Origin of the sequence: Nocardia sp. NPDC057353 (assembly GCF_042667085.1) — a bacterium.
Classification (GTDB): Bacteria; Actinomycetota; Actinomycetes; order Mycobacteriales; family Mycobacteriaceae; genus Nocardia.
In genome coordinates this window covers 35,937-54,307 of sequence record NZ_JBHVAK010000004.1, presented here as the reverse complement: position 1 = coordinate 54,307, position 18,371 = coordinate 35,937, and the positions used below count along the sequence as shown (strand labels likewise).

Below are 18,371 nucleotides of genomic sequence, written 5' to 3'. Positions count from 1 at the left end.
GGCGGCCCGGCGCGGCGCTGCCCCGTGACCGGGGCCGGCCCTCCCTGGGCCGGCCCCGCACCGCTACTTGGCGGGGTACGGCGCGTTGATGGTGCTGAAGTACTGGATCGCCGCCCCGATGGCGGCGGGCGCGGTGACCAGGATCTGGCCCGCGACCGTGCCGAGCGCGCCGATCGCGATCACTCCGCCGATGCACCCCACCGCCGCCGCGGGCACGAAGGGCCCGAAGAGCCCGACGATGGTCGCCGAGGCCACCGTCGCCCCGGCGATGCCGCCGAGCACGCAGCCCGCGGCGGCCCCGGTCAGCCCGCCGACCAGGGTGCCGATGGTGGCGCCCATGCTGATCGTGCTGGTCATCCGGGACCACGCCGCCTGCTCACGGTCGTACTCGGACTTCCACGGCGCCTTGTCCTCGTACGGCAGCGCGACCGGCTTGTACACCGCGCGCTCCGGCGCCAGCTGCGGCGTGAGCACCGCGGTGCGGCCGGAGATCTCGGCCGCGATCGGGAACTCGAAGTCGTCCAGCCGGAAGGTGAGCGGCGTACCCGCCACCGTCACCCCCTCCGGCGAGACGATCTTCAGGACCCCGTCCGCCACCTCCAGCGCGCCCGAGCCGATCTCGACGATCGACGAGGTCTCGGTGGCACGGGCCTCGAATGTGACGGCCCCGGCCGCCTGCCCGGGGTCGGCGAGCGCCGTGCCCGGCACGACGCCGAGCACAGCGAGCGCGAGCGCGGGGGCGGCAAAGGTCCTTCGCAACATGTTTCATCCTCATCGGTCGAGCGGAACGAGCCCGCTCAGACTAACGAGAATGATTTTCACTAGCAATAAGGTCCAGGGCAATGTCGGTGATCAGGTCCTCCTGGCCGCCGACGAGGCGCCGCTCCCCGACCGCCAGCAGGATCTGGCGGGTGTCGAGGCCGTACTGCTTGGCGGCGGCCTCGGCGTGCCGCAGGAAGCTGGAGTAGACCCCGGCGTAGCCGAGCGTCAGCGTCTCCCGGTCGACCTGGACCGGGCGGTCCTGCAGCGGGCGCACGATGTCGTCGGCGGCGTCCTGCAGCGCGAACAGGTCGCAGCCGTGCTTCCAGCCGGAGTGGTCGGCGACCGCGACGAAGGGCTCGATCGGGCAGTTGCCCGCGCCCGCGCCGTGCCCGGCCAGCGAGGCGTCCACCCGGATCACGCCCTCCTCGACCGCGACCACCGAGTTCGCCACCGAGAGCGAGAGGTTCTGGTGCGCGTGGATGCCGATCTGGGTGCCGGGGTCCAGGATGTCGCGGTAGGCGCGCACCCGGTCGCGGACCCCGTTCATGGTGAGCCGCCCGCCGGAGTCGGTGACGTAGACGCAGTGCGCGCCGTAGGACTCCATGAGCTTGGCCTGCTGCGCCAGCGCGGCGGGCTCGGCCAGGTGCGACATCATGAGGAAGCCGCTGACGTCCATGCCGAGTTCGCGGGCGGTGCCGATGTGCTGGGCGGCGACGTCGGCCTCGGTGCAGTGCGTGGCCACGCGCACCGAGGTGACGCCCATCTCGAAGGCGCGCTTCAGCTCGACCACGGTGCCGACGCCGGGCAGCAGCAGGGTGGTCAGCTTGGCCCGGTGCACCACCTCGGCGGCGGCCTCGATCCACTCCCAGTCGGTATTGCTGCCGGGGCCGTAGGTGAGGCTGTGCCCGGCGAGGCCGTCGCCGTGCGTGACCTCGATGGCGTCCACGCCCGCGGCGTCCAGCGCGGCGGCGACCCTGGCGACGTTCTCCGGGCTGATCCGGTGCCGCATGGCGTGCATGCCGTCGCGCAGCGTGACGTCCTGGATGTAGAGCGCGGCGCCGTCGGCGGCGCTGGGGCGGGTGGTCTCGGTCATCGAACTGCCTCCGCGAGCATGGTGTCGGCGATCTGCTCCGCGACCTGCAGGGCGGCGGAGGTCATGATGTCGAGGTTGCCCGCGTAGGCGGGCAGGTAGTGCGCGGCGCCCTCGACCTCGAGGAAGACCGAGACCTTCCACAGCCCCGGGCCCTTGTCGACGCCGCCGGTGAGCGTGGTGACCGGCTCGGCGTCGTCCAGCTTGGTGAACTGCACCTCCTGCTTGAGCCGGTAGCCGGGCACGTACTGCGCGACGGCGGCGACGGTGTTGCGCACCGACTCCCGGATCGCCTCCTGGTCCGGGTCGGAGACCAGCGTGAGCACGGTGTCGCGCATGATCAGCGGCGGCTCGGCGGGGTTGAGCACGATGATGGCCTTGCCGTGCGCGGCACCGCCCACCTTCACGATCGCCTCCGAGGTGGTCTCGGTGAACTCGTCGATATTGGCGCGGGTGCCCGGCCCGGCCGACTTCGAGGCGATGGAGGCCACGATCTCGGCGTAGTGCACGTCGGTCACCGCGGCCACCGCGGCCACGATCGGGATGGTGGCCTGGCCGCCGCAGGTCACCATGTTCACGATCGGCTCCGCGAGGTGCTCGTCGAGGTTGACCGTCGGCACCACGAAGGGGCCGACCGCGGCGGGGGTGAGGTCGATGATCCGCTTGCCGTGCGGGCGCAGCGCCTCGACATTGGCCAGGTGCGCCTTGGCGGAGGTGGAGTCGAAGACGATCTGGATCTCGTCGAAGAGCGGGTGCGCGATCAGCCCCTCGACCCCGTTGTCGACGGTGGCGACGCCGAGCCTGCGGGCCCGGGCCAGGCCGTCGGATTCCGGGTCGATGCCGACCAGCACGGCGATCTCGACGTGCTTCGCGACGCGGAGGAGTTTGATCATCAGGTCGGTGCCGATATTGCCCGACCCGATGACCGCGGCCTTGATGCGGCTCATGCTGTCCTGCTTTCCCGAGTGGTGAAGGTGGCGGTGACGCTGCCGATTCCGGTGAGTTCGGCGTGGTAGGTGCCGCCGGGGGCGACCGAGGCCAGCGGGCCGAGCGCGCCGGAGAGCACGATCTCGCCCGCGCGCAGCGGGGAGCCGAACTCACGGGCGGTGTTCGCCAGCCAGGCCAGCGCCGCCCACGGGCTGCCGAGGCAGTCGGTGCCGCGGCCTGCGGAGATCTGTTCGCCGCCGGAGGTGAGCACCATGGTGACCTGGTCCAGGTCGGGGGCCTCGGCGAGCGGCAGCGAGTCGCCGAGCACATAGAGCCCGGAGGAGGCGTTGTCGGCGACGGTGTCGGCGAACTTGATGTCCCAGTTCGCGACGCGGCTGTCCACGATCTCCAGCGCGGCATGCACGGTGCGCACGTAGCGCGGCGCCTCGGCGGCGGTGATCGGCGCGGTGATGTCGGCGGCCAGGGTGAAGGCGATCTCCGCCTCGACCCGCGGTTGCAGCAGCCGATTGATGTCCACCGCGGCATCGCCGGTGCAGTCGAAGTCGTCGAGCAGCACGCCGAAGTCGGGCTGCTCGACGCCGAGCTGGCGCTGCACCGCGGGCGAGGTCAGCCCGATCTTGCGGCCGATCACGGTGCGGCCGCCCGCGAGCAGTGCGGCGAGGTTGCGCTGCTGGATGGCGTAGGCCGACGCCAGGTCGTCGGGGGCGATCAGGTCGCGGATCGGGGCGCAGGGAATGCCGGTCGCGGCGGCCGCGGCGAGCCGCGCGGCGGCCGCCTCGATCGTCTGGGGTTCCACCGTTGTCATGGTTCGAACGGTAGGCCCGCCCGGCGGCCGTGAATAGGATCTGTCCCATGAAACGGGACAACCTGTCGCTGCTGCAGCGGTCGGCGCTGGTGCTCGACGCGTTCCCCGGTGGCACCGCGCTCACCCTGGCCGAGGTGGCGGCGCGCACCGGGCTGCCGCGCTCGACCGCGCACCGGGTGCTGACCGGGCTGGTCGAGCTGGGCTGGCTGGCCCGCACCGGCAGCCGCTTCGAGCTCGGGCTCGGGCTGTTCGAGCTGGGTGAGCGGGTCGGGCTCAAGTACCGGCTGCGCTCGGCGGCGCTGCCCTTCATGCAGGATCTGTTCGCGGTGACCGGGCAGACGGTGCACCTGGCGGTCCGGGACGGGCTGGACGCGGTGTACGTGGAGAAGATCCACGGCCACGCCGCGCTGCCGCTGCCCTCGCAGATCGGCGGCAGGCTCCCGCTCACCTGCACCGCGGTCGGCAAGGCGCTGCTGGCGCCGGAGACGCCGGAGGTGCGGGCCGCCGCGCTGGCCGCGCCGCGCAGCTACACCGCCAACTCGGTCACCGACCCGGGGCGGCTGGCCGTGCAGCTGGACGCGGTGCGGCGCACCGGCGTCGCCGTCGAGCGCGAGGAGTCCGCGCTCGGCTGCTGCTGCGTGGCCGCGCCGGTGCTGCAGGCCGGGCAGCCGGTCGCCGCGCTCTCGGTCTCGGTGCCGACCGGCGATTTCGCCCCCGAGCTGCTCGCCCCCGCCGTCCGCACCGCCGCGCTCGCGCTGGGCCGGGTGCTCTCCAAGGGGCCGACGGCAGAGCTCTGATCGCGTCCCGGGCTACCGGCGCCCGTCGGCGACGACCGCTCGGTGCTCGACGGCGCGGTCCGGCAGCACCGGGCACGCACCCCGCGCCGTCCGAGGAGTACCGATGGCCCGAGCACACCGGCTGCCGGGTCGGGCGGTGTGCCGCATTTGCCCGCGGACCGCGCGGTCCGGCAGAGTAGCCCCCGGTGTGCCGGGAAGTCTGGTCGGCACCCGGCCCGGAGCGGGTCGGGTTCTGCGACGAAGGGACCCGCCGTGCCGAGCCTGCTCCGCCCCGGCTCCTGGGCCGAAGCCCAGCGCTTGGCCGCGATCCTGCGCACCGAGACCGCGGGCGGGCTGCTCTTGGTCGCCGCCGCGATCATCGGCCTGGTCTGGGCGAACAGCCCGTGGTGGCACGGGTACGAAGCACTGCGCGAGTTCACGGTCGGCCCGGCGGCGCTGCACCTCGACCTGAGCCTGCACACCTGGGCCGCCGACGGCCTGCTGGCGATCTTCTTCTTCGTGGTCGGGCTGGAGCTCAAACGCGAGTTCGTCGCGGGCGACCTGCGCGATCCGCGCCGCGCGGCGCTGCCCATCCTGGCCGCGGTCGGCGGGATGATCGTGCCCGCGCTGATCTTCGTCGCGGTGAACGCGCGCACCGGCGGCGGCGCGCTCGCGGGCTGGGCGGTGCCGACCGCGACCGACATCGCCTTCGCGCTCGCGGTGCTCGCCCTGCTCGGCGCGCACCTGCCCAGCGCGCTGCGCACCTTCCTGCTCACCCTCGCCGTCGTCGACGACCTGCTCGCCGTCACCGTCATCGCCGTCTTCTACACCGACGACCTGCACCTCGGCTACCTCGCCGCGGCCGTCGTTCCGCTGGCGGTGTTCCTCCTCGCGGCCCGGCGGCGCCTGCCCGGTTGGGTGCTGCTGCTCCCCGCCGTGCTCACCTGGTGGCTGGTGCACCAGTCCGGCGTGCACGCCACGGTGGCCGGGGTGCTGCTCGGGCTGGCGGTCCCGGTCCTCGCCCGCGATCCGGACACCCCCGGCCCGGCCGAGCGGCTCGAGCACCGCCTCCGCCCGCTCTCGGCCGGCTTCGCCGTCCCGGTCTTCGCGTTCTTCGCCGCGGGCGTGCACCTGGGCGGCGCGAGCGCCTTCACCGCCGCGCTGCGCGACACGGTCACCCTGGGCGTGGTCGCCGGGCTGGTGCTCGGCAAGGTGATCGGCATCGTGGCGACCACCTACCTGCTCGCCACCTTCACCCGCTCCCGCCTCGATACCGACCTGACCTGGTGGGACGTGCTCGGCCTCGGGCTGCTCGCCGGTATCGGCTTCACCGTCTCGCTGCTCATCGCCGAACTCGCCTACGACGAACCGACCACCGCCGACCACGCCCGCATCGGGGTCTTCCTCGGCACGCTCGTCGCCGCGCTGCTGGCCGCGGTCGTGCTCACCGCCCGCAACCGCGCCTACCGCCGGATCGCCGAGCGCGAGCAGGTGGACGCCGACCACGACGGCATCCCGGACATCTACCAGCAGCCCTGAGTCAGCGCCGGAGGCGGAGCAGCCTGGACAGCCGCCAGCGCCCGTCGCCGTCGTGCGGCCCGAGGTAGAGCACCGCGATCCCGGCGACGACGATCCCGATCAGGTTGAGCGCCAGCTGCCCGATCGACATGAGCGCCAGGTGCCACTCCCCGATCGTGCTCGCGACCACCGCGAACCCGGCCGCGGGCACCGTCGTCACCGAGATGAACACCCCGACCAGCGCCGCCGACTTCGCGGTGCAGAGCGCCAGCATCCCGGCCCCGCCCGCGAGTACCGCGACCACCAGCGAGAACGGCCCGACCTGGTAGATGAAGTCGACGTTCTGCGCCGCCTCGAACCCGGTCAGCGTGATCCAGCCGAACTGCTCCCAGCACAGCGTCGCCGCCAAGGTGATCGCCATCGCCACCGGGAACCCGACCAGCAGCGGGAGCGCCGAGCGCCGCACCAGCGCCCGGTCCCGGCGCACCGCGCCCACCGCGAACGCGGCGAGCGGCCCGAACTCCGGGCCGACCACCATGGCGCCGACGATGGTGACCGCCGAATCGGTGGCCACCCCGACCGCGGCGAGCAGGCAGGCGATGGTCAGGAAGGCGACGAACGAGGCGCTCAGCGTCGACTCCTCGTGCGTGCGGGCCAGCAGCTCCTCCCACACCACGGCGTCGGTGGGCTCGCCGGGCGCTTCGGCGTCCGCGCGCTCGGCCGCCGCGGAGAGCACCGTCTCCAGCGGCACCAGCGTGATGGCGCCGGTCTGCGCCAGCCCGAGCCGCTCCAGCCCGGCCAGCACGGTATTGGCGGCCTCGCGGGCCACGTCGGCCTGCACCAGGTCGCCCGCCGGGGCCAGCGCGGCGCCGCGCAGCAGCGACAGGTGGGTGACGCCGGGGTCGGCCTCGAGCGCCGCGAGCACCGCGTCGGTCGAGGCTGCCGGAGTGATGATGCGCAGGTGCAGCACGACGGCTCCCTCCTGAATCCGGCCCACGCGGGCCGGCGCAGAATCTACCGGCGCGGCGGGCCGGACGCACCCGTCGTAACACGGAACTCGCCACCGCCGACATGTTTGCCAACAGTGTGCTGCATCGGGTCGTACGAGCGGAGGCATGGTGGACGGCGATGGCGCCCGGCGGACGGACGAGCGACCCGCGGCACTCTGGGCGGAGCGGCTCGCGGAGTTCGCGTGCTGCCCGGTGCTGGCCCGCAGGGACGGCCCGCACGACGGCAGCAGCGCGGTCGCCGTCACCACGCTGGTCTGGACCGACGGCCCGACCGTGACCCAGATGCGCGCATTGGTCACCGAATTCAGCGCGCTGGAGCCGCGGATCACCGGAACGGCGCTCGGCTTCGAGCACCACCACACCGCCCGCGGGCGAGCGCTCGGCGCGCTCGCCTGGCTGGACCGCGACCCCGCCCGGGTGCGGCTGCCCGAGGCGATCGTCGCCCAGATGGCCGCCGAGCAGATCGGCTACCCGGAGGCCGCGCCCGCGCACTGGCAGACCCGCGCCGCCGGTTTGCTCGGCCTCGGCCCGCACGGCGGCGAGTTCACCCTGCCCGCGCTGCGGCTGCTGCAGCAGAGCGCCCGCAGCCACGGCTGGCCCGCCGCGCTGCGCTGGCTGGACGGTCTCGCGGACGAACCGGGCAACCGGCTCAGCGTGGTCCGCTGAGCCGCACCCGACGACAGATACTGCGGGCGCCCACGCAGTACTATCGTCGGCGAGGTGGTGAACATGACGACGCGGTCCTGGCACGACCGGCTCTCGCGCACCCAGCTGCTCGGCGTGCTGTCGGTGCTGGACACCTGCGCGGACTCGGCGGGCGGGCAGTCCTTCAAGGAGGCGCTCACCGAGTCGATCGCCACCCACTTCGGCGTCCGCGACGTGACCTTCTTCCACGGCCCGACCTACCCGGAGATCTTCGCCGACCCGGCGCCGCTGCTCGGCGGCGCGACCGCGCGGCTGCTCCCGGTCTACCGGGAGAAGTGGCGGGACAAGGACCTCTTCGCGCTGCCGCGGGCCAGGCGCGCGCTGGCCGGGTCCGGCTTCGTCACCCTGTCCGAGCTGGCCAGGCTGCCCGGGCCGCAGCGCTCCTACGTGGTCGACTACCTGCGGCCGAACGACATGCACACCGCGTCGGCGCTGCACCTGCGGCTGGCCGACGGCGAGGCGCTGGTCGGCATGTTCGACCTGATCCGGCCGTGGGACGACACCGACCTGCTGGCCATCCGGCTGCTGGCCAGGCAACTGCGGGCAGGCACCACGGCGATCCGCGCGGGCGCCGCGGCGCCGCCCGCCGACCCCTTCGCCGCGCTGACCCCGCGGCAGATCGAGGTGGCGCAGCTGGTCAGCGACGGCCTGAGCAACGCGGAGATCGCGGCGCGGCTCTCGCTCTCCGAGCTGTCGGTGAAGAAGTACGTCAGCCGGATCTTCGGCAGCACCGGGCACCGCAACCGCGCGGAGCTGGCCACCGCGGTGCTGCGCGCCGGGCTGCCCGGTGGTCAGCGCAGCGGCAGGTAGGCGATCACCACCAGCCCGCTCGGGGCGGTGAGCACCCGCCGCAGCTCGTGCCCGCCGGTCAGCTGCGGCCCCACCGACCAGCCGATCTCGACCGCGCGCGCCGCCACCCGGTCCAGGTCGGCGGTGCGGGCCAGCAGGCACCAGGGCGGCAGCGCGGCCTCGTCGCCGAGGCTGACCCCGGCGAAGGCGGCCCACGAGCTGCCGTCGCTGAAGGTCGGTTCGCCGAGCACCGCGGTGAACTCCGCGGCGCTCGCCTGCCAGTCGGCGCTGTTGTGCAGCACGGTGACCCGCTCGAACAGGGCACCGAACCCGGCGGTCATCCGCGCAGCCCGTGGAAGCGGGCCCGGTGGAAGACCAGCGGCTCGGAGCCGCCGGGCGCGGCGAGCGCCTCGACCGCGCCGACCACCAGGTCGTGGTCGCCGATCGCCCTGCGCTCGGCGACCCGGCAGTCGATCCAGGCGTGCGCGCCGGTGAGCCGCGGCGCCCCGTTCGGCCCCGGCGCCCAGTCGACGCCCGCGAAGCGGTCCGCGCCGCGCGCCGCGAAGGCGCGGGCCAATTCGTGCTGCTCCGCGGCCAACACATTGGCACAGAAGCGCTCGGCCGCGAGGATGCCGGGCAGGGTGGACGAGGTGTGCGCCGCGTAGAAGCCGACCAGCGGCGGCTCCAGCGAGATCGAGGTGAACGAGCCGACCGTCATCCCGGTCGGGGTGCCCGCGGCATCGCACGCGGTCACGATCACCACCCCGGAGCAGAAGTGCCCGAGCACCGCACGGAAGGACTCGGCGACGGCGGTGGCCGACATGGTCGCGCCCCGCTCAGCCGCGCTCGGCGGCGGGCCGTCCCAGCTCGGCCTCGTACTTCTTCGTCATGTGCGCGACCGCCTCGCGGTGCGCGGCGGCCTGCCCCTCGCGCACCGCCTCGGCGCGCGCGGCGGCATCCACCATGGGCTGCGCCTGCCCCTGGAACCAGGGCATGACGTCCTGCGCGAACAGCTCGAAGGAGCGCCGCGTCGCCTGCGGGTCGGCCCAGTCGTGGCCCTGCACGAGCAGCGTGCCGAAGCCGCCGGACTGGTCGATCAGCCGCTGCACCTGCGCCCGCGCCTCCTCGGCGGTGCCGATCACGCCGATGCCGGACTCGTTGATGAAGTCGATCATCTCGCGCTTGTTCTCGCCCCTGACATCCATCTGCGGGAAGGCGGCGACGTGCTGCAGGTAGTTGAACCAGTACTCGATCCCGTGCTCGACCTCCCGGTACGCCTGCTCCTTCGTCTCGGCCAGGTGGAACGGGCCGACCAGCCGCCAGGTGGAGCGGTCCACCTCGGCGGCGCGCCCGGCCTGCGCGGCGAACTCCTCGAGCATCCCCCAGTGGTGCTGCAGCGCGCTGAAGCCGTCGGCGGTCAGCGTGGCGGCGATGGAGAGCAGCCCGAGGCCGTGCTTGCCCGCCAGCCTGGCGCCGGTGGGCGAGGCGATGGCGGCGACCACGATGTCGAAGAGCGGGTCCGAGTACGGCGCCATCTGGATCTTGGCGTCCACCAGGGTGTGCGTGCGAGTCTTGGCGCTCACCGTCTCACCGCGCAGCAGCCGCACGATGATCTCGGTGTTCTCGGCCAGCAGCTCGCGGGTGTCGATCTGCGAGAGGTCGAGCATGGCGGCGTCGGTGGGCAGCGAGCCGGGGCCGAGCCCGAAGAGCACCCGGCCGCGGGTCAGGTGGTCCAGCATGACCATCCGCTCGGCCGCCCAGAGGGGGTTGTGGTACGAGACCGAGGTGACGCCGGTGCCGAGCTTGATCCGGCTGGTGCGCTCCCCCGCCGCGGCGATCATGATCTCCGGGGAGGCGTATATCTCCGCGCCCGCCGAGTGGTGCTCGCCGAACCAGGCCTCGTCGTACCCCAGCCGCTCCAGGTAGTCGACCAGCTCGAGGTCGCGCTGCAGCAGCAGCGTGGGGTTCTGGCCCGGCCGGTGGATCGGCGCGAGGAAGATGCCGAACTTCAAGCGGCTCATCGTTCCACTCCTCTGTGTGTGACGGCAGCGACAACACAGGCAACGGTATGAGCCACGCCACGGGCCGGGACAGTCCGCGAAAGTAGACAATGCGCGGCACGTCGACGCGCCTATTCGCTAACGGTCAGCAATTTCTCGCGATAAGGTATGCGCACACGAACATACGACCTGCTCACCGATCCGGAGGATGCCATGACAGCCGCCACCCACCAGGAGCACGCCGACCACACGCACGCGCACGGCGAGGGCTGCGGCCACGTCGCCGTCCCGCACGGCGACCACATCGACTTCGTGCACGACGGCCACCTGCACCGCGCCCACGACGGGCACTTCGACGAGTGCGAGCCGTCCGGGCACCACACCCACGACGCGCACGAGCACCAGCACGGCGCGGGCTGCGGCCACGTCGCGGTGCCGCACGGCGACCACGTGGACTACGTGCACGACGGGTGCAGGCACGCGGCCCACGACGGCCACTACGACGAGCACTGACCCCGGGTCAGACCACCTTGGCGGCGATCAGCAGCTCCCAGATCACGCCCTGATCGACCACCTCGACGCCGAGCTTCTCGGCCTTGGCCAGCTTGCTGTCCCCGACCCCCGCGCCGGTGACGAGCATGTCGGTACTGGCCGAGACCGAGGACGCGGTCGTGGCCCCGGCCTTCTCGCAGTGCCGCTGGAAGGTCGGGCGGGCCACCTTCTCCCCCGAGCGCGGGTCGCTGATCGCGCCGGTGATCACCACGGTCTTCCCCGCGAGCGGCGCGCCCGCCGCGACCACCGGCGGTAGGTCTTCCGGTCGCACGTCGAGGTTCACGCCGCGCTCGCGGAGCCGTTCGAGTTCGGGGCGCAGCCGGGTCAGGTGCTCGACCAGCGAGGCGGCCACCTTCGGGCCGATGTCCTCGACCGCCACCAGGCGCTCCTCGCCCGCGTCGGCGACCTCCTCCAGCGACCCGAACCCCGAGCGCGCCAGTCGGGCCGCGGTCCCGTCCGAGGCCATCGGGATCGCCAACCCGATCAGCGCGCGGCGCAGCCCGACCTGGCGGCTGCGGTCGATCGATTCGATCATCCTGGTCGCGGAGACCTCACCGACCCGGTCGAATTCGAGCAGCCGCTCCTTGGTCAGGGTGTAGAAGTCCGACGGGTTCTCCAGGATCCCCGCCTCGGCGAGCCGCTCGATCCACTTCTGCCCGATGGCATCGATATCGGCCGACGCCCGCGAGGCCCAGTGGATCAACCGGCGCACGGTCTGCGCGGGACAGGCGGCGTTGGTGCAGAACAACTCCCGGCTGTTGCCCTGCTCGAGCACCGGCTGCGCGCACGACGGACACGCGGTGGGGACCTCGATGTCGGTCTCCTCGCCGGTCCGCTTTGTTGCGTCCAATACCCCTGCGACGAACGGGATCACGTCGCCCGCCCGGCGGACCAGCACGGTGTCACCGACCTTGATGTCGCGGGCCCGGATCACCTCCTGGTTGGCCAGCGTCGCCTTGGTCACCGTGGTCCCGCCCACGAACACCGGCTCCAGCCACGCCACCGGGACGATCTTGCCGGTCTTGCCGACATCCCAGATCACCTCGTTGAGCAGCGTCGTCTTCTCCTCCGCGGCGAACTTGAAGGCCAGCGCCCCGCGCGGGGAGTTGGACCGGGTGCCCGCCGCGGCGTAGGCACTGCGGTCGGCCAGGCGCAGCACCGCACCGTCCAGGTCGTAGTCGAGGTCGTTGCGGCCCTGCTCGATCGCGGTGATCGCCGCCTGCGCCGCGGCGGCGTCGGCGCACACCTGCATGGCCGCGCCCGCCACCCCGATCGCGGCCAGCCCCTCGCCCAGGTCGGCGGCGGCACCGCCCTCGGAGGTGTCGAGGTCGAAACCGAAGAACTGCAGCCGCCGCTCGGCGACGGTGGCCGGGTCCTTCGCGCGCAACGTCCCCGCGGCGGCATTGCGCGGGTTGATCAGCGGCTTGTCCGGGTGCGCGGTGTTGTAGGCCAGGAACGTCGTCCGCAGCATCACCGCCTCCCCGCGCACCTCCACCCGCCCCGGCACATCGATCCGCTCCGGCACCCCGTCCACCAGCGCCTGCACCAGCGGCGTCACGTCGTCGCCGGTGGTCCCGTCCCCGCGGGTGACCGCGCGCAGCAGCGCGCCGTTCTCGTAGACCAGCGCCAGCGAGAGCCCGTCCAGCTTGGGCATCACCGCCACCGGCTGGCCGGGGAACCGGTCGAAGAACGCCGCCACCTGCTCGGGCTTGGTCGCCTTCTCCAGCGACAGCATGGGCCGCGAGTGCCGGACCGGGGCGTGCAGCACGGCGGGCGCCCCGACCTGCTCGAGCGGGTTCGGGTCCGGCGTCAGCTCCGGATGCTCGGCGAGCAGCGCCCGCAGCTCGTCCTCGACGACGTCGTACTCGGCATCGGCGACCAGCGGCGAGCCCCGATAGTAGGCATCGCGCAGTGCCACGATGCGATCGGCGAGCTCCTGGATTCGTTCCCCGGCTTCCACGCCCCAGAACCTACCCAGCGGGACCGACAGAAGCCGCCCCCACCACGCCGGGCAGAATCCGGAGGCGATGCCACCCACACCGATCACCCCCGACCTCGTGCACGGCGCCGCCGAGCTGGAGGCGACCCCGCGCGGTCTCCGGCCGCACCGGCTGCCCGGCTGGGCCCGCCGCCAATTCCCCGATCCGTACCTGGGGCTGATGCAGGCCCAGACCTCCGGGGTGCGGCTGCTCGTCCGGACCGCGGCCACCGCGCTCACGCTCACCACGCACCCGTCCCGGCTCACCTACACCGGCCTGGCCCGCCCGCGCGGCCGGATCGACGTGGCCGTCGACGGGGAGGTGGTGCTGCGCGACGAGCTCACCGGCGGCGACCACACCGAGACCGACCCGGCGACCGGCGCGGCGACCCCGCATTCCGGCCCGCCGCACAGCACCGCGATCACCGGGCTGCCCGGCCGGGACGTGCTGGTGGAGATCTGGCTGCCGCACAACGAGGCGGTCGAGCTCGTCGCGCTGGACGCCGACGCGCCGATCGCGGCGGTTTCGGAGCCGGGCAGGCGCTGGGTGAACTACGGCAGCTCGATCAGCCAGGGCTCGAACGCGGCGGGGCCGAGCGAGATCTGGCCGGTACTGGCCGCGCGGTCGGCCGGGCTGCGGCTGCGCAACCTCGGGTTCGGCGGGAACGCCATGGTCGACCCGTTCGTGGCCCGCACCATCCGGGACGCACCGGCCGAGCTGATCAGCCTCGAACTCGGTATCAACGTGGTGAACGGGGACGCGATGCGGCTGCGCGCCTTCGTGCCCGCCGTGCACGGCTTCCTCGACACCGTCCGCGACGGGCACCCCGACACCCCGCTGCTGCTCGTCTCCCCGCTGTACTGCGGCATCCACGAGGACACCCCGGGTCCCGGCGCCTTCGACCCGGCGAGCCTCGCGGCAGGCACGCCGCGCTTCATCGCCACCGGCGACCCGGCCGACGTCCCGCGCGGCAGGCTCACCCTGCGCACCGTCCGGGCGGCGCTGGCCGAGATCGCCGCGCAGCGCGCCGACCCGAACCTGCACCACCTGGACGGCACCGAACTCTACGGCCCCGCCGACGCCGAGACCCATCCGCTGCCGGACGGGCTGCACCCCGACACCGCAACGCACCACCTCGTCGGCACGCGCTTCGCGCAGTACCTGGCGCGGGCGGAGTTCAGGAGGGGTTGAGCCAGGTGCCGATCGGGGTCGGCGGCAGCGCGCGCACCACGCCCATGAGCGGGCCGCACCAGAAGCTGGAGTTCATGCAGACGAAGGCGCCGGTCTTGTCGTAGTTCCAGGCGTCGCCGCGCCAGCTCCAGGTGAGGCCGTCCGCGGACGGGCTCATCGGGCACTGCTGCGGCGCCTGGCCCACGCACGGCCCCTCGACGTTCCACGGGCCGACCGGGTAGGCCGACGCCGCGGGCGCCAGCGACACCCCGGCACAGGCGATGGCTGCCCCCGCGACCAGGGTGGCGAGAATCGGACGCTTCATGGTGAGCTCCCTCCGAGCGGTGATGTGACCGGTCCCTTCCCCTGGGTCGGGCCACCGGCCCGCGGCGTTACGGCACCCCGCTCGCCGCGGATCACGATTCGGCTGTCGGCGCCGAGCAGCGCGGACGCGGTGAGGCCGAACAGCGCGTGGAAACTGTCGCTGAAGTGGCTGGGCGAGGCGAAGCCCGCGTCCGCGGCGGCGCGGGTCAGGTCGCCGCCCGCGGCGATGCCGCGCCCGGCCCGCAGCATCCTGGCCCAGAGCCGGTAGCGGCGGAAGCTGGTGCCGGTCTGCGCGCCGAAGAGGTGCAGGAAGCGGGAGGTCGACAGCCCGGCCGCGGCCGCGCAGCCCGCCGCGCCCCGCGCTCCCGCCGGGTCGTCGAGCAGGTCCCGCAGCACCGCGGCGATGCGCGGGTCGGTGGGGGTGCGGGCGATCCGGTAGTCGAACAGCATCCGCCCGGCGCCGGCCTCGATCCGGTGCACCGTGCGGGCCGGGATGCGCGCGCCGCGCACCCGGCGCCGGACCCCGCCGACGGTCAGGTCGAAGGGCGCGTCCACGCCGACGGCGTAGCAGGGCACGGCCGTGCTGTGCGCATTCAGCCGCAGCGAGGGGCCCAGGTAGGCCGCCCGCCCCGGCCACAGCCAGATCGTGGACGCCGTCACCCCGCCATCATCGCTCAGGCGACCGCGCACAGGGCCGCGCCCGCCCCGAGTTCGATGAGCAGGTAGCAGTGCACCGGGTAGAACGGCACCGCGCTGTCGAGCAGCCGGGACACCAGCCGCCCCGCCGCCATCCCGAGCAGGGCGACCCCGGCCGCGAGCACCGCGCCCGCGGGCGCTCCCCCGGCGGCGGCCGCGGCCAGCAGCCCGGCCATGGCGATGCCGAAGCCGCCGTAGACCGCGCGCACCTCCGACCTGGCCGTCGGGGTGTCCGCGCGCAGGCCGAACGGCGCCACGATCCGGCCAGGGGCGGCGAGCGCGGCGAGCCCCATGAGGGCGAAAGCGAGGGCGGCGATGGCGATCACGGCGACTCTCATCGTGCCGGTCCCGCGGGGTGCTGTGTGGTCACCCGGCCATCGTCGCGGGCGCCCGCCCGTGCCCGCTTCCGCGAACGTGCTGCGCTCAGCTGCTGCCGAACCACCCGGGGCCGAAGTAGTCGCTCGGCCGCGGCCGGTCCCGGTCGTGCGGCTGCTCCTCCGGCCGGTCGCGCCGTTCGTGCGGGTAGCACTTCGCTCCAGGCAGGGTGGGGCCGTCCCAGGGGCGGCAGTCGAAGGGCGCGCGGGCCTCGGTGCGCTGCTCGGGGGCGGCGGTGGCCGGCGCGGCGAGCGCGAGGAGCGGGGCCGCGGCGCAGAGGCCTGCGACCGCGAGGCGGGTGAGCGCGGAGCGAGGTTCGGTTCGGCCGGACACGGTGGATCCTTTCACGGCGGGGCAGAGCACCCTCCACCCTGCTCCGCCCGGCCGCGGAATGCTAGGCGGCCGCGAAGGCGACGCCGGTGAGCTGCTCGGAGAGTTGCCAGAGCCGTTCGGCGTCCGCGGCGTCGCGCAGCGGGGAGAAGAGCTTCTGCTCCCCCGGTGCGCCGCCCAGGTGCCCCGGCCCGGACGGCGCGTACAGTCTGCCCGGCTCCGCCTCGGGGGCGGTCGCGGCGTAGAGCGCGGGCAGCCCGGCGGTCTCGGCGGTGCCGAGCAGGATGCCGCGCCGGGAGAGCCACCGGATCACCCGCACCTGCGGGGTGTCCGCGGCGCGGCCGACCTCCGGCCGGGCGGCGAGCAGGCTGGTCGGGGCGACGCCGGGGTGTGCGAGGTTGCTGCTGATGCCCCACCCCGCGGCCCGGCCGCGCCGGTCCAGCTCGAGCCCGAAGAGCCCGAGCGCGATCTTGGACTGCCGGTAGGCGCGCATGCCGTCGTAGGAGCGCTCCCAGTTCGGGTCGGACCAGTTGATCGCCCCGCTGTTCGCGGCGATGCTGAGCTGCGAGGTGACCCGCGCACCCCCGGCCCGCAGCAGCGGGAGCAGCTCCGCGACCAGGGCGAAGTGGCTCAGGTGGTTGGTGCCGAACTGCAGCTCGAAGCCGTCGGCGGTGCACTGCCGCTCCGGCGGGGTCATCACCCCCGCGTTGTTGATCAGCAGGTGGATCGGGGCGCCCTCGTCCCGCATGGTCCGGCCGAGCGCCGCGACCGAGGTGAGCGAGGACAGCTCCAGCTCTCGCAGCGCGACCGTGGCGCCGGGAACCGCCGCGCGGATGCGCTCGGCGGCCGCCGCGCCCTTGCCCGCGTTGCGCACCGGGAGCACGACCTCGGCGCCCGCCGCGGCCAGCCTGGTCGCGATGCCGAGCCCGATGCCGTCGCTGCCGCCGGTGACGACGGCGCGCTTGCCGCTCAGCGGCGGCACGGTGATGTCGGTGGTTCTGCGTGGCATGGTGTTCTCCTCGGGTCGGGTGCCTCCACCGTCGCCGACCCGCCCGCGCTCATCCAGGGATCGCCGATCCGTGGCTCGCACCCCGGGCTGCCAGTAGAAACGAATCGGGACGAGAGGAGGCCCCGCGATGATCGACCGGACCGGGCTGGCGGAGTTCCTGCGCCGCCGTCGGGCGGCGCTGCAGCCGGAGGACGTCGGGCTCCCGCGCGGGCCGCGCCGCCGAACCAGCGGGCTGCGCCGCGAGGAGGTGGCCGCGCTCTGCCACATGTCCACCGACTACTACGCGCGTTTGGAGCGCGAGCGCGGCCCGCAGCCGTCGGTGCAGATGCTCGCCGCCATGGCGCAGGGCCTCCGCCTCACCCTCGACGAGCGCGACCACCTGTTCCGGCTCGGCGGGCACAACTCGCCCGCGCGCGGCACGGGCGGCGAGCACATCGGCGCGGGCATGCTGCGGATCCTCGACCGGCTGCACGACACCCCCGCCGAGATCGTCACCGAGCTCGGCGAGACGCTGCGGCAGACCCCGCTCGGGGTCGCGCTCACCGGCGACACCGCCGGGCTCACCGGCCCGCTGCGCAGCATCGGCTACCGCTGGTTCGCCGACCCCGCGACCAGGCGGCGCTACCACCCGGACGACCACGCCTTCCTCTCCCGGGTCTACGTCTCCGGGCTGCGCGAGGTGCTCACCCGCCGCGGCCCCGGCTCGCGCGCCGAGCACTACGCCGAGCTGCTGCTCGCCGCCAGCCCCGAGTTCAGCGCGCTGTGGGAGACGCACGAGATCGGCGTCCGCCCCGCGCAGGTGAAGCGGCTGGTGCACCCGGAGGTCGGTGCGCTGGAGCTGCACTGCCAGACCCTGCTCGACCCCGAGCACGGGCACCACCTGCTCGTCTTCACCGCCGCGCCCGGCAGCGAGAGCTACGAGAAGCTCCAGCTGCTCGCCGTGATCGGCACCCAGGTGATGTAACCGATTCCTCCTCGTGCGTCGAGTTACCGAGGTCTAAGACGCATCTACGATCTGAGGTGGCTCCTCTTCGAGAACATCGGACGCAAGAGCGTGAGCGACAGCTATGTCAACGGCTACCAGAGCAGCTACAGGAGTCGTCCACTTAGAAATCGACCACGCGCACGCGAGCAGTACCTTTTCCTGTGCCGAGGGAGTCGGAGGTCGGATGGCACGCGCAGATGTACCCACTGACACGGGTCGAACAGCCATCGCGGCAGCGATCTTGGTGAGTGCGGTGGCTTGCTCGTACGGGTCGGCAATGGTGCGAGCGATTGCTTCAGCCCGGTCAGGATCGGTGGCGGCCACCGTTTCGGCGATCCCGCTGAGCGCGATACCTTGCTCGTGCAGGTCGGCGATAGTACGAGCGATTGCTTCAGCCCGGTCAAAATCGATGGCGGCCACCGTTCCGGCGATCCCGCTGAGCGCGATACTCTGCTCGTACGGGTCGGCAATGGTGCGAGCGGTTGCTTCAGCCCGGTCAGGATCTATGGCGGTCAATGCCTCAGCGAGGTGGCGGAGCGCGATGGCCT

22 protein-coding genes are annotated in these 18,371 nt (G+C 73.3%); 7 read left to right on the top strand and 15 right to left on the bottom strand.

Annotated elements, in window-relative coordinates; genetic code table 11:
- Positions 1 to 63: 63 nt before the first annotated feature.
- Genes ACFUUZ_RS03185 through ACFUUZ_RS03170 form a run of 4 tightly spaced genes read right to left on the bottom strand, consistent with a single transcriptional unit; the run spans position 64 to position 3,605 of the window.
- Positions 64 to 762, bottom strand: a complete 699-nt coding sequence (locus ACFUUZ_RS03185) for a hypothetical protein (RefSeq protein ID WP_378692015.1) — start codon at positions 760 to 762, stop codon at positions 64 to 66.
- Positions 763 to 802: 40 nt separating this feature from the next.
- Positions 803 to 1,855: a 4-hydroxy-2-oxovalerate aldolase gene (gene dmpG, locus ACFUUZ_RS03180; protein WP_378692013.1), complete on the bottom strand. Its 1,053-nt coding sequence runs from the start codon at positions 1,853 to 1,855 to the stop codon at positions 803 to 805.
- The gene (locus tag ACFUUZ_RS03175) at positions 1,852 to 2,799 is read right to left on the bottom strand and encodes an acetaldehyde dehydrogenase (acetylating) (protein WP_378692011.1); all 948 of its coding nucleotides are present in this window, start codon (positions 2,797 to 2,799) and stop codon (positions 1,852 to 1,854) included. The genes dmpG and ACFUUZ_RS03175 overlap by 4 nt, the downstream gene beginning before the upstream one ends.
- On the bottom strand, positions 2,796 to 3,605 hold the full coding sequence (locus ACFUUZ_RS03170) for a 2-keto-4-pentenoate hydratase (RefSeq protein ID WP_378692009.1): 810 nt from the start codon (positions 3,603 to 3,605) through the stop codon (positions 2,796 to 2,798). The genes ACFUUZ_RS03175 and ACFUUZ_RS03170 overlap by 4 nt, the downstream gene beginning before the upstream one ends.
- A gap of 47 nt (positions 3,606 to 3,652) precedes the next feature.
- Here ACFUUZ_RS03170 and ACFUUZ_RS03165 point away from each other — a divergent pair, with 47 nt between their 5' ends.
- Positions 3,653 to 4,402 carry an IclR family transcriptional regulator gene (locus ACFUUZ_RS03165; protein ID WP_378692007.1) on the top strand — a complete coding sequence of 250 codons (750 nt, stop codon included), beginning with the start codon at positions 3,653 to 3,655 and terminating at the stop codon, positions 4,400 to 4,402.
- A 252-nt stretch (positions 4,403 to 4,654) separates the two neighbouring features.
- A complete protein-coding gene (gene nhaA / locus ACFUUZ_RS03160; protein ID WP_378692006.1) occupies positions 4,655 to 5,920 on the top strand; it encodes a Na+/H+ antiporter NhaA in 1,266 nt (421 codons plus the stop codon).
- A 1-nt stretch (position 5,921) separates the two neighbouring features.
- Here the strand turns inward: nhaA and ACFUUZ_RS03155 are convergent, their stop codons facing one another.
- Positions 5,922 to 6,869: a DUF389 domain-containing protein gene (locus ACFUUZ_RS03155; RefSeq protein ID WP_378692004.1), complete on the bottom strand. Its 948-nt coding sequence runs from the start codon at positions 6,867 to 6,869 to the stop codon at positions 5,922 to 5,924.
- 145 nt (positions 6,870 to 7,014) lie between these two features.
- Between ACFUUZ_RS03155 and ACFUUZ_RS03150 the strand changes: the two genes are divergently transcribed.
- Positions 7,015 to 7,575, top strand: coding sequence for a hypothetical protein (locus tag ACFUUZ_RS03150; protein WP_378692002.1), 561 nt, complete (start codon positions 7,015 to 7,017; stop codon positions 7,573 to 7,575).
- Between the two features lie 63 nt (positions 7,576 to 7,638).
- A complete protein-coding gene (locus tag ACFUUZ_RS03145) occupies positions 7,639 to 8,424 on the top strand; it encodes a response regulator transcription factor (RefSeq protein WP_378692000.1) in 786 nt (261 codons plus the stop codon).
- Here the strand turns inward: ACFUUZ_RS03145 and ACFUUZ_RS03140 are convergent.
- Genes ACFUUZ_RS03140 through ACFUUZ_RS03130 form a run of 3 tightly spaced genes read right to left on the bottom strand, consistent with a single transcriptional unit; the run spans position 8,406 to position 10,424 of the window.
- Positions 8,406 to 8,744, bottom strand: a complete 339-nt coding sequence (locus tag ACFUUZ_RS03140) for a hypothetical protein (RefSeq protein WP_378691998.1) — start codon at positions 8,742 to 8,744, stop codon at positions 8,406 to 8,408. The genes ACFUUZ_RS03145 and ACFUUZ_RS03140 overlap by 19 nt on opposite strands.
- On the bottom strand, positions 8,741 to 9,226 hold the full coding sequence (locus tag ACFUUZ_RS03135) for a flavin reductase family protein (RefSeq protein ID WP_378691996.1): 486 nt from the start codon (positions 9,224 to 9,226) through the stop codon (positions 8,741 to 8,743). Before ACFUUZ_RS03135 ends, ACFUUZ_RS03140 begins: the two co-directional genes overlap by 4 nt.
- Positions 9,227 to 9,239: 13 nt before the next feature.
- Entirely contained in the window at positions 9,240 to 10,424 is a 1,185-nt protein-coding gene (locus ACFUUZ_RS03130) for an LLM class flavin-dependent oxidoreductase (protein ID WP_378691994.1), read from the bottom strand.
- Between the two features lie 192 nt (positions 10,425 to 10,616).
- Here ACFUUZ_RS03130 and ACFUUZ_RS03125 point away from each other — a divergent pair, with 192 nt between their 5' ends.
- On the top strand, positions 10,617 to 10,916 hold the full coding sequence (locus ACFUUZ_RS03125; protein WP_378692258.1) for a hypothetical protein: 300 nt from the start codon (positions 10,617 to 10,619) through the stop codon (positions 10,914 to 10,916).
- Positions 10,917 to 10,923: 7 nt separating this feature from the next.
- Here ACFUUZ_RS03125 and ligA read toward each other — a convergent pair whose 3' ends face one another.
- The gene (gene ligA / locus ACFUUZ_RS03120) at positions 10,924 to 12,915 is read right to left on the bottom strand and encodes an NAD-dependent DNA ligase LigA (RefSeq protein WP_378691992.1); all 1,992 of its coding nucleotides are present in this window, start codon (positions 12,913 to 12,915) and stop codon (positions 10,924 to 10,926) included.
- 67 nt (positions 12,916 to 12,982) lie between these two features.
- On the opposite strand from ligA, the gene ACFUUZ_RS03115 reads away from it, so the two are divergent.
- Positions 12,983 to 14,125 carry a GDSL-type esterase/lipase family protein gene (locus ACFUUZ_RS03115; RefSeq protein WP_378691990.1) on the top strand — a complete coding sequence of 381 codons (1,143 nt, stop codon included), beginning with the start codon at positions 12,983 to 12,985 and terminating at the stop codon, positions 14,123 to 14,125.
- Here the strand turns inward: ACFUUZ_RS03115 and ACFUUZ_RS03110 are convergent.
- The 5 genes from ACFUUZ_RS03110 to ACFUUZ_RS03090 form a co-directional block, all read right to left on the bottom strand.
- Complete coding sequence (locus ACFUUZ_RS03110) at positions 14,112 to 14,429, bottom strand: hypothetical protein (protein ID WP_378691988.1); 318 nt, start codon at positions 14,427 to 14,429, stop codon at positions 14,112 to 14,114. The two genes, ACFUUZ_RS03115 and ACFUUZ_RS03110, sit on opposite strands and share 14 nt — an antisense overlap.
- On the bottom strand, positions 14,426 to 15,088 hold the full coding sequence (locus ACFUUZ_RS03105) for a helix-turn-helix domain-containing protein (protein WP_378691986.1): 663 nt from the start codon (positions 15,086 to 15,088) through the stop codon (positions 14,426 to 14,428). The genes ACFUUZ_RS03110 and ACFUUZ_RS03105 overlap by 4 nt, the downstream gene beginning before the upstream one ends.
- Positions 15,089 to 15,102: 14 nt before the next feature.
- Complete coding sequence (locus ACFUUZ_RS03100) at positions 15,103 to 15,462, bottom strand: DUF4345 family protein (RefSeq protein ID WP_378691984.1); 360 nt, start codon at positions 15,460 to 15,462, stop codon at positions 15,103 to 15,105.
- Between the two features lie 85 nt (positions 15,463 to 15,547).
- Positions 15,548 to 15,832: a hypothetical protein gene (locus ACFUUZ_RS03095; protein ID WP_378691982.1), complete on the bottom strand. Its 285-nt coding sequence runs from the start codon at positions 15,830 to 15,832 to the stop codon at positions 15,548 to 15,550.
- A 61-nt stretch (positions 15,833 to 15,893) separates the two neighbouring features.
- Entirely contained in the window at positions 15,894 to 16,838 is a 945-nt protein-coding gene (locus ACFUUZ_RS03090) for an SDR family oxidoreductase (RefSeq protein WP_378691981.1), read from the bottom strand.
- 127 nt (positions 16,839 to 16,965) lie between these two features.
- Between ACFUUZ_RS03090 and ACFUUZ_RS03085 the strand changes: the two genes are divergently transcribed.
- Positions 16,966 to 17,802, top strand: coding sequence for a helix-turn-helix transcriptional regulator (locus ACFUUZ_RS03085; protein WP_378691979.1), 837 nt, complete (start codon positions 16,966 to 16,968; stop codon positions 17,800 to 17,802).
- A gap of 33 nt (positions 17,803 to 17,835) precedes the next feature.
- On the opposite strand, the gene ACFUUZ_RS03080 is transcribed toward ACFUUZ_RS03085, so the two are convergent.
- The coding region (locus tag ACFUUZ_RS03080; RefSeq protein ID WP_378691978.1) for a hypothetical protein at positions 17,836 to 18,371 on the bottom strand (536 nt) is incomplete at its 5' end.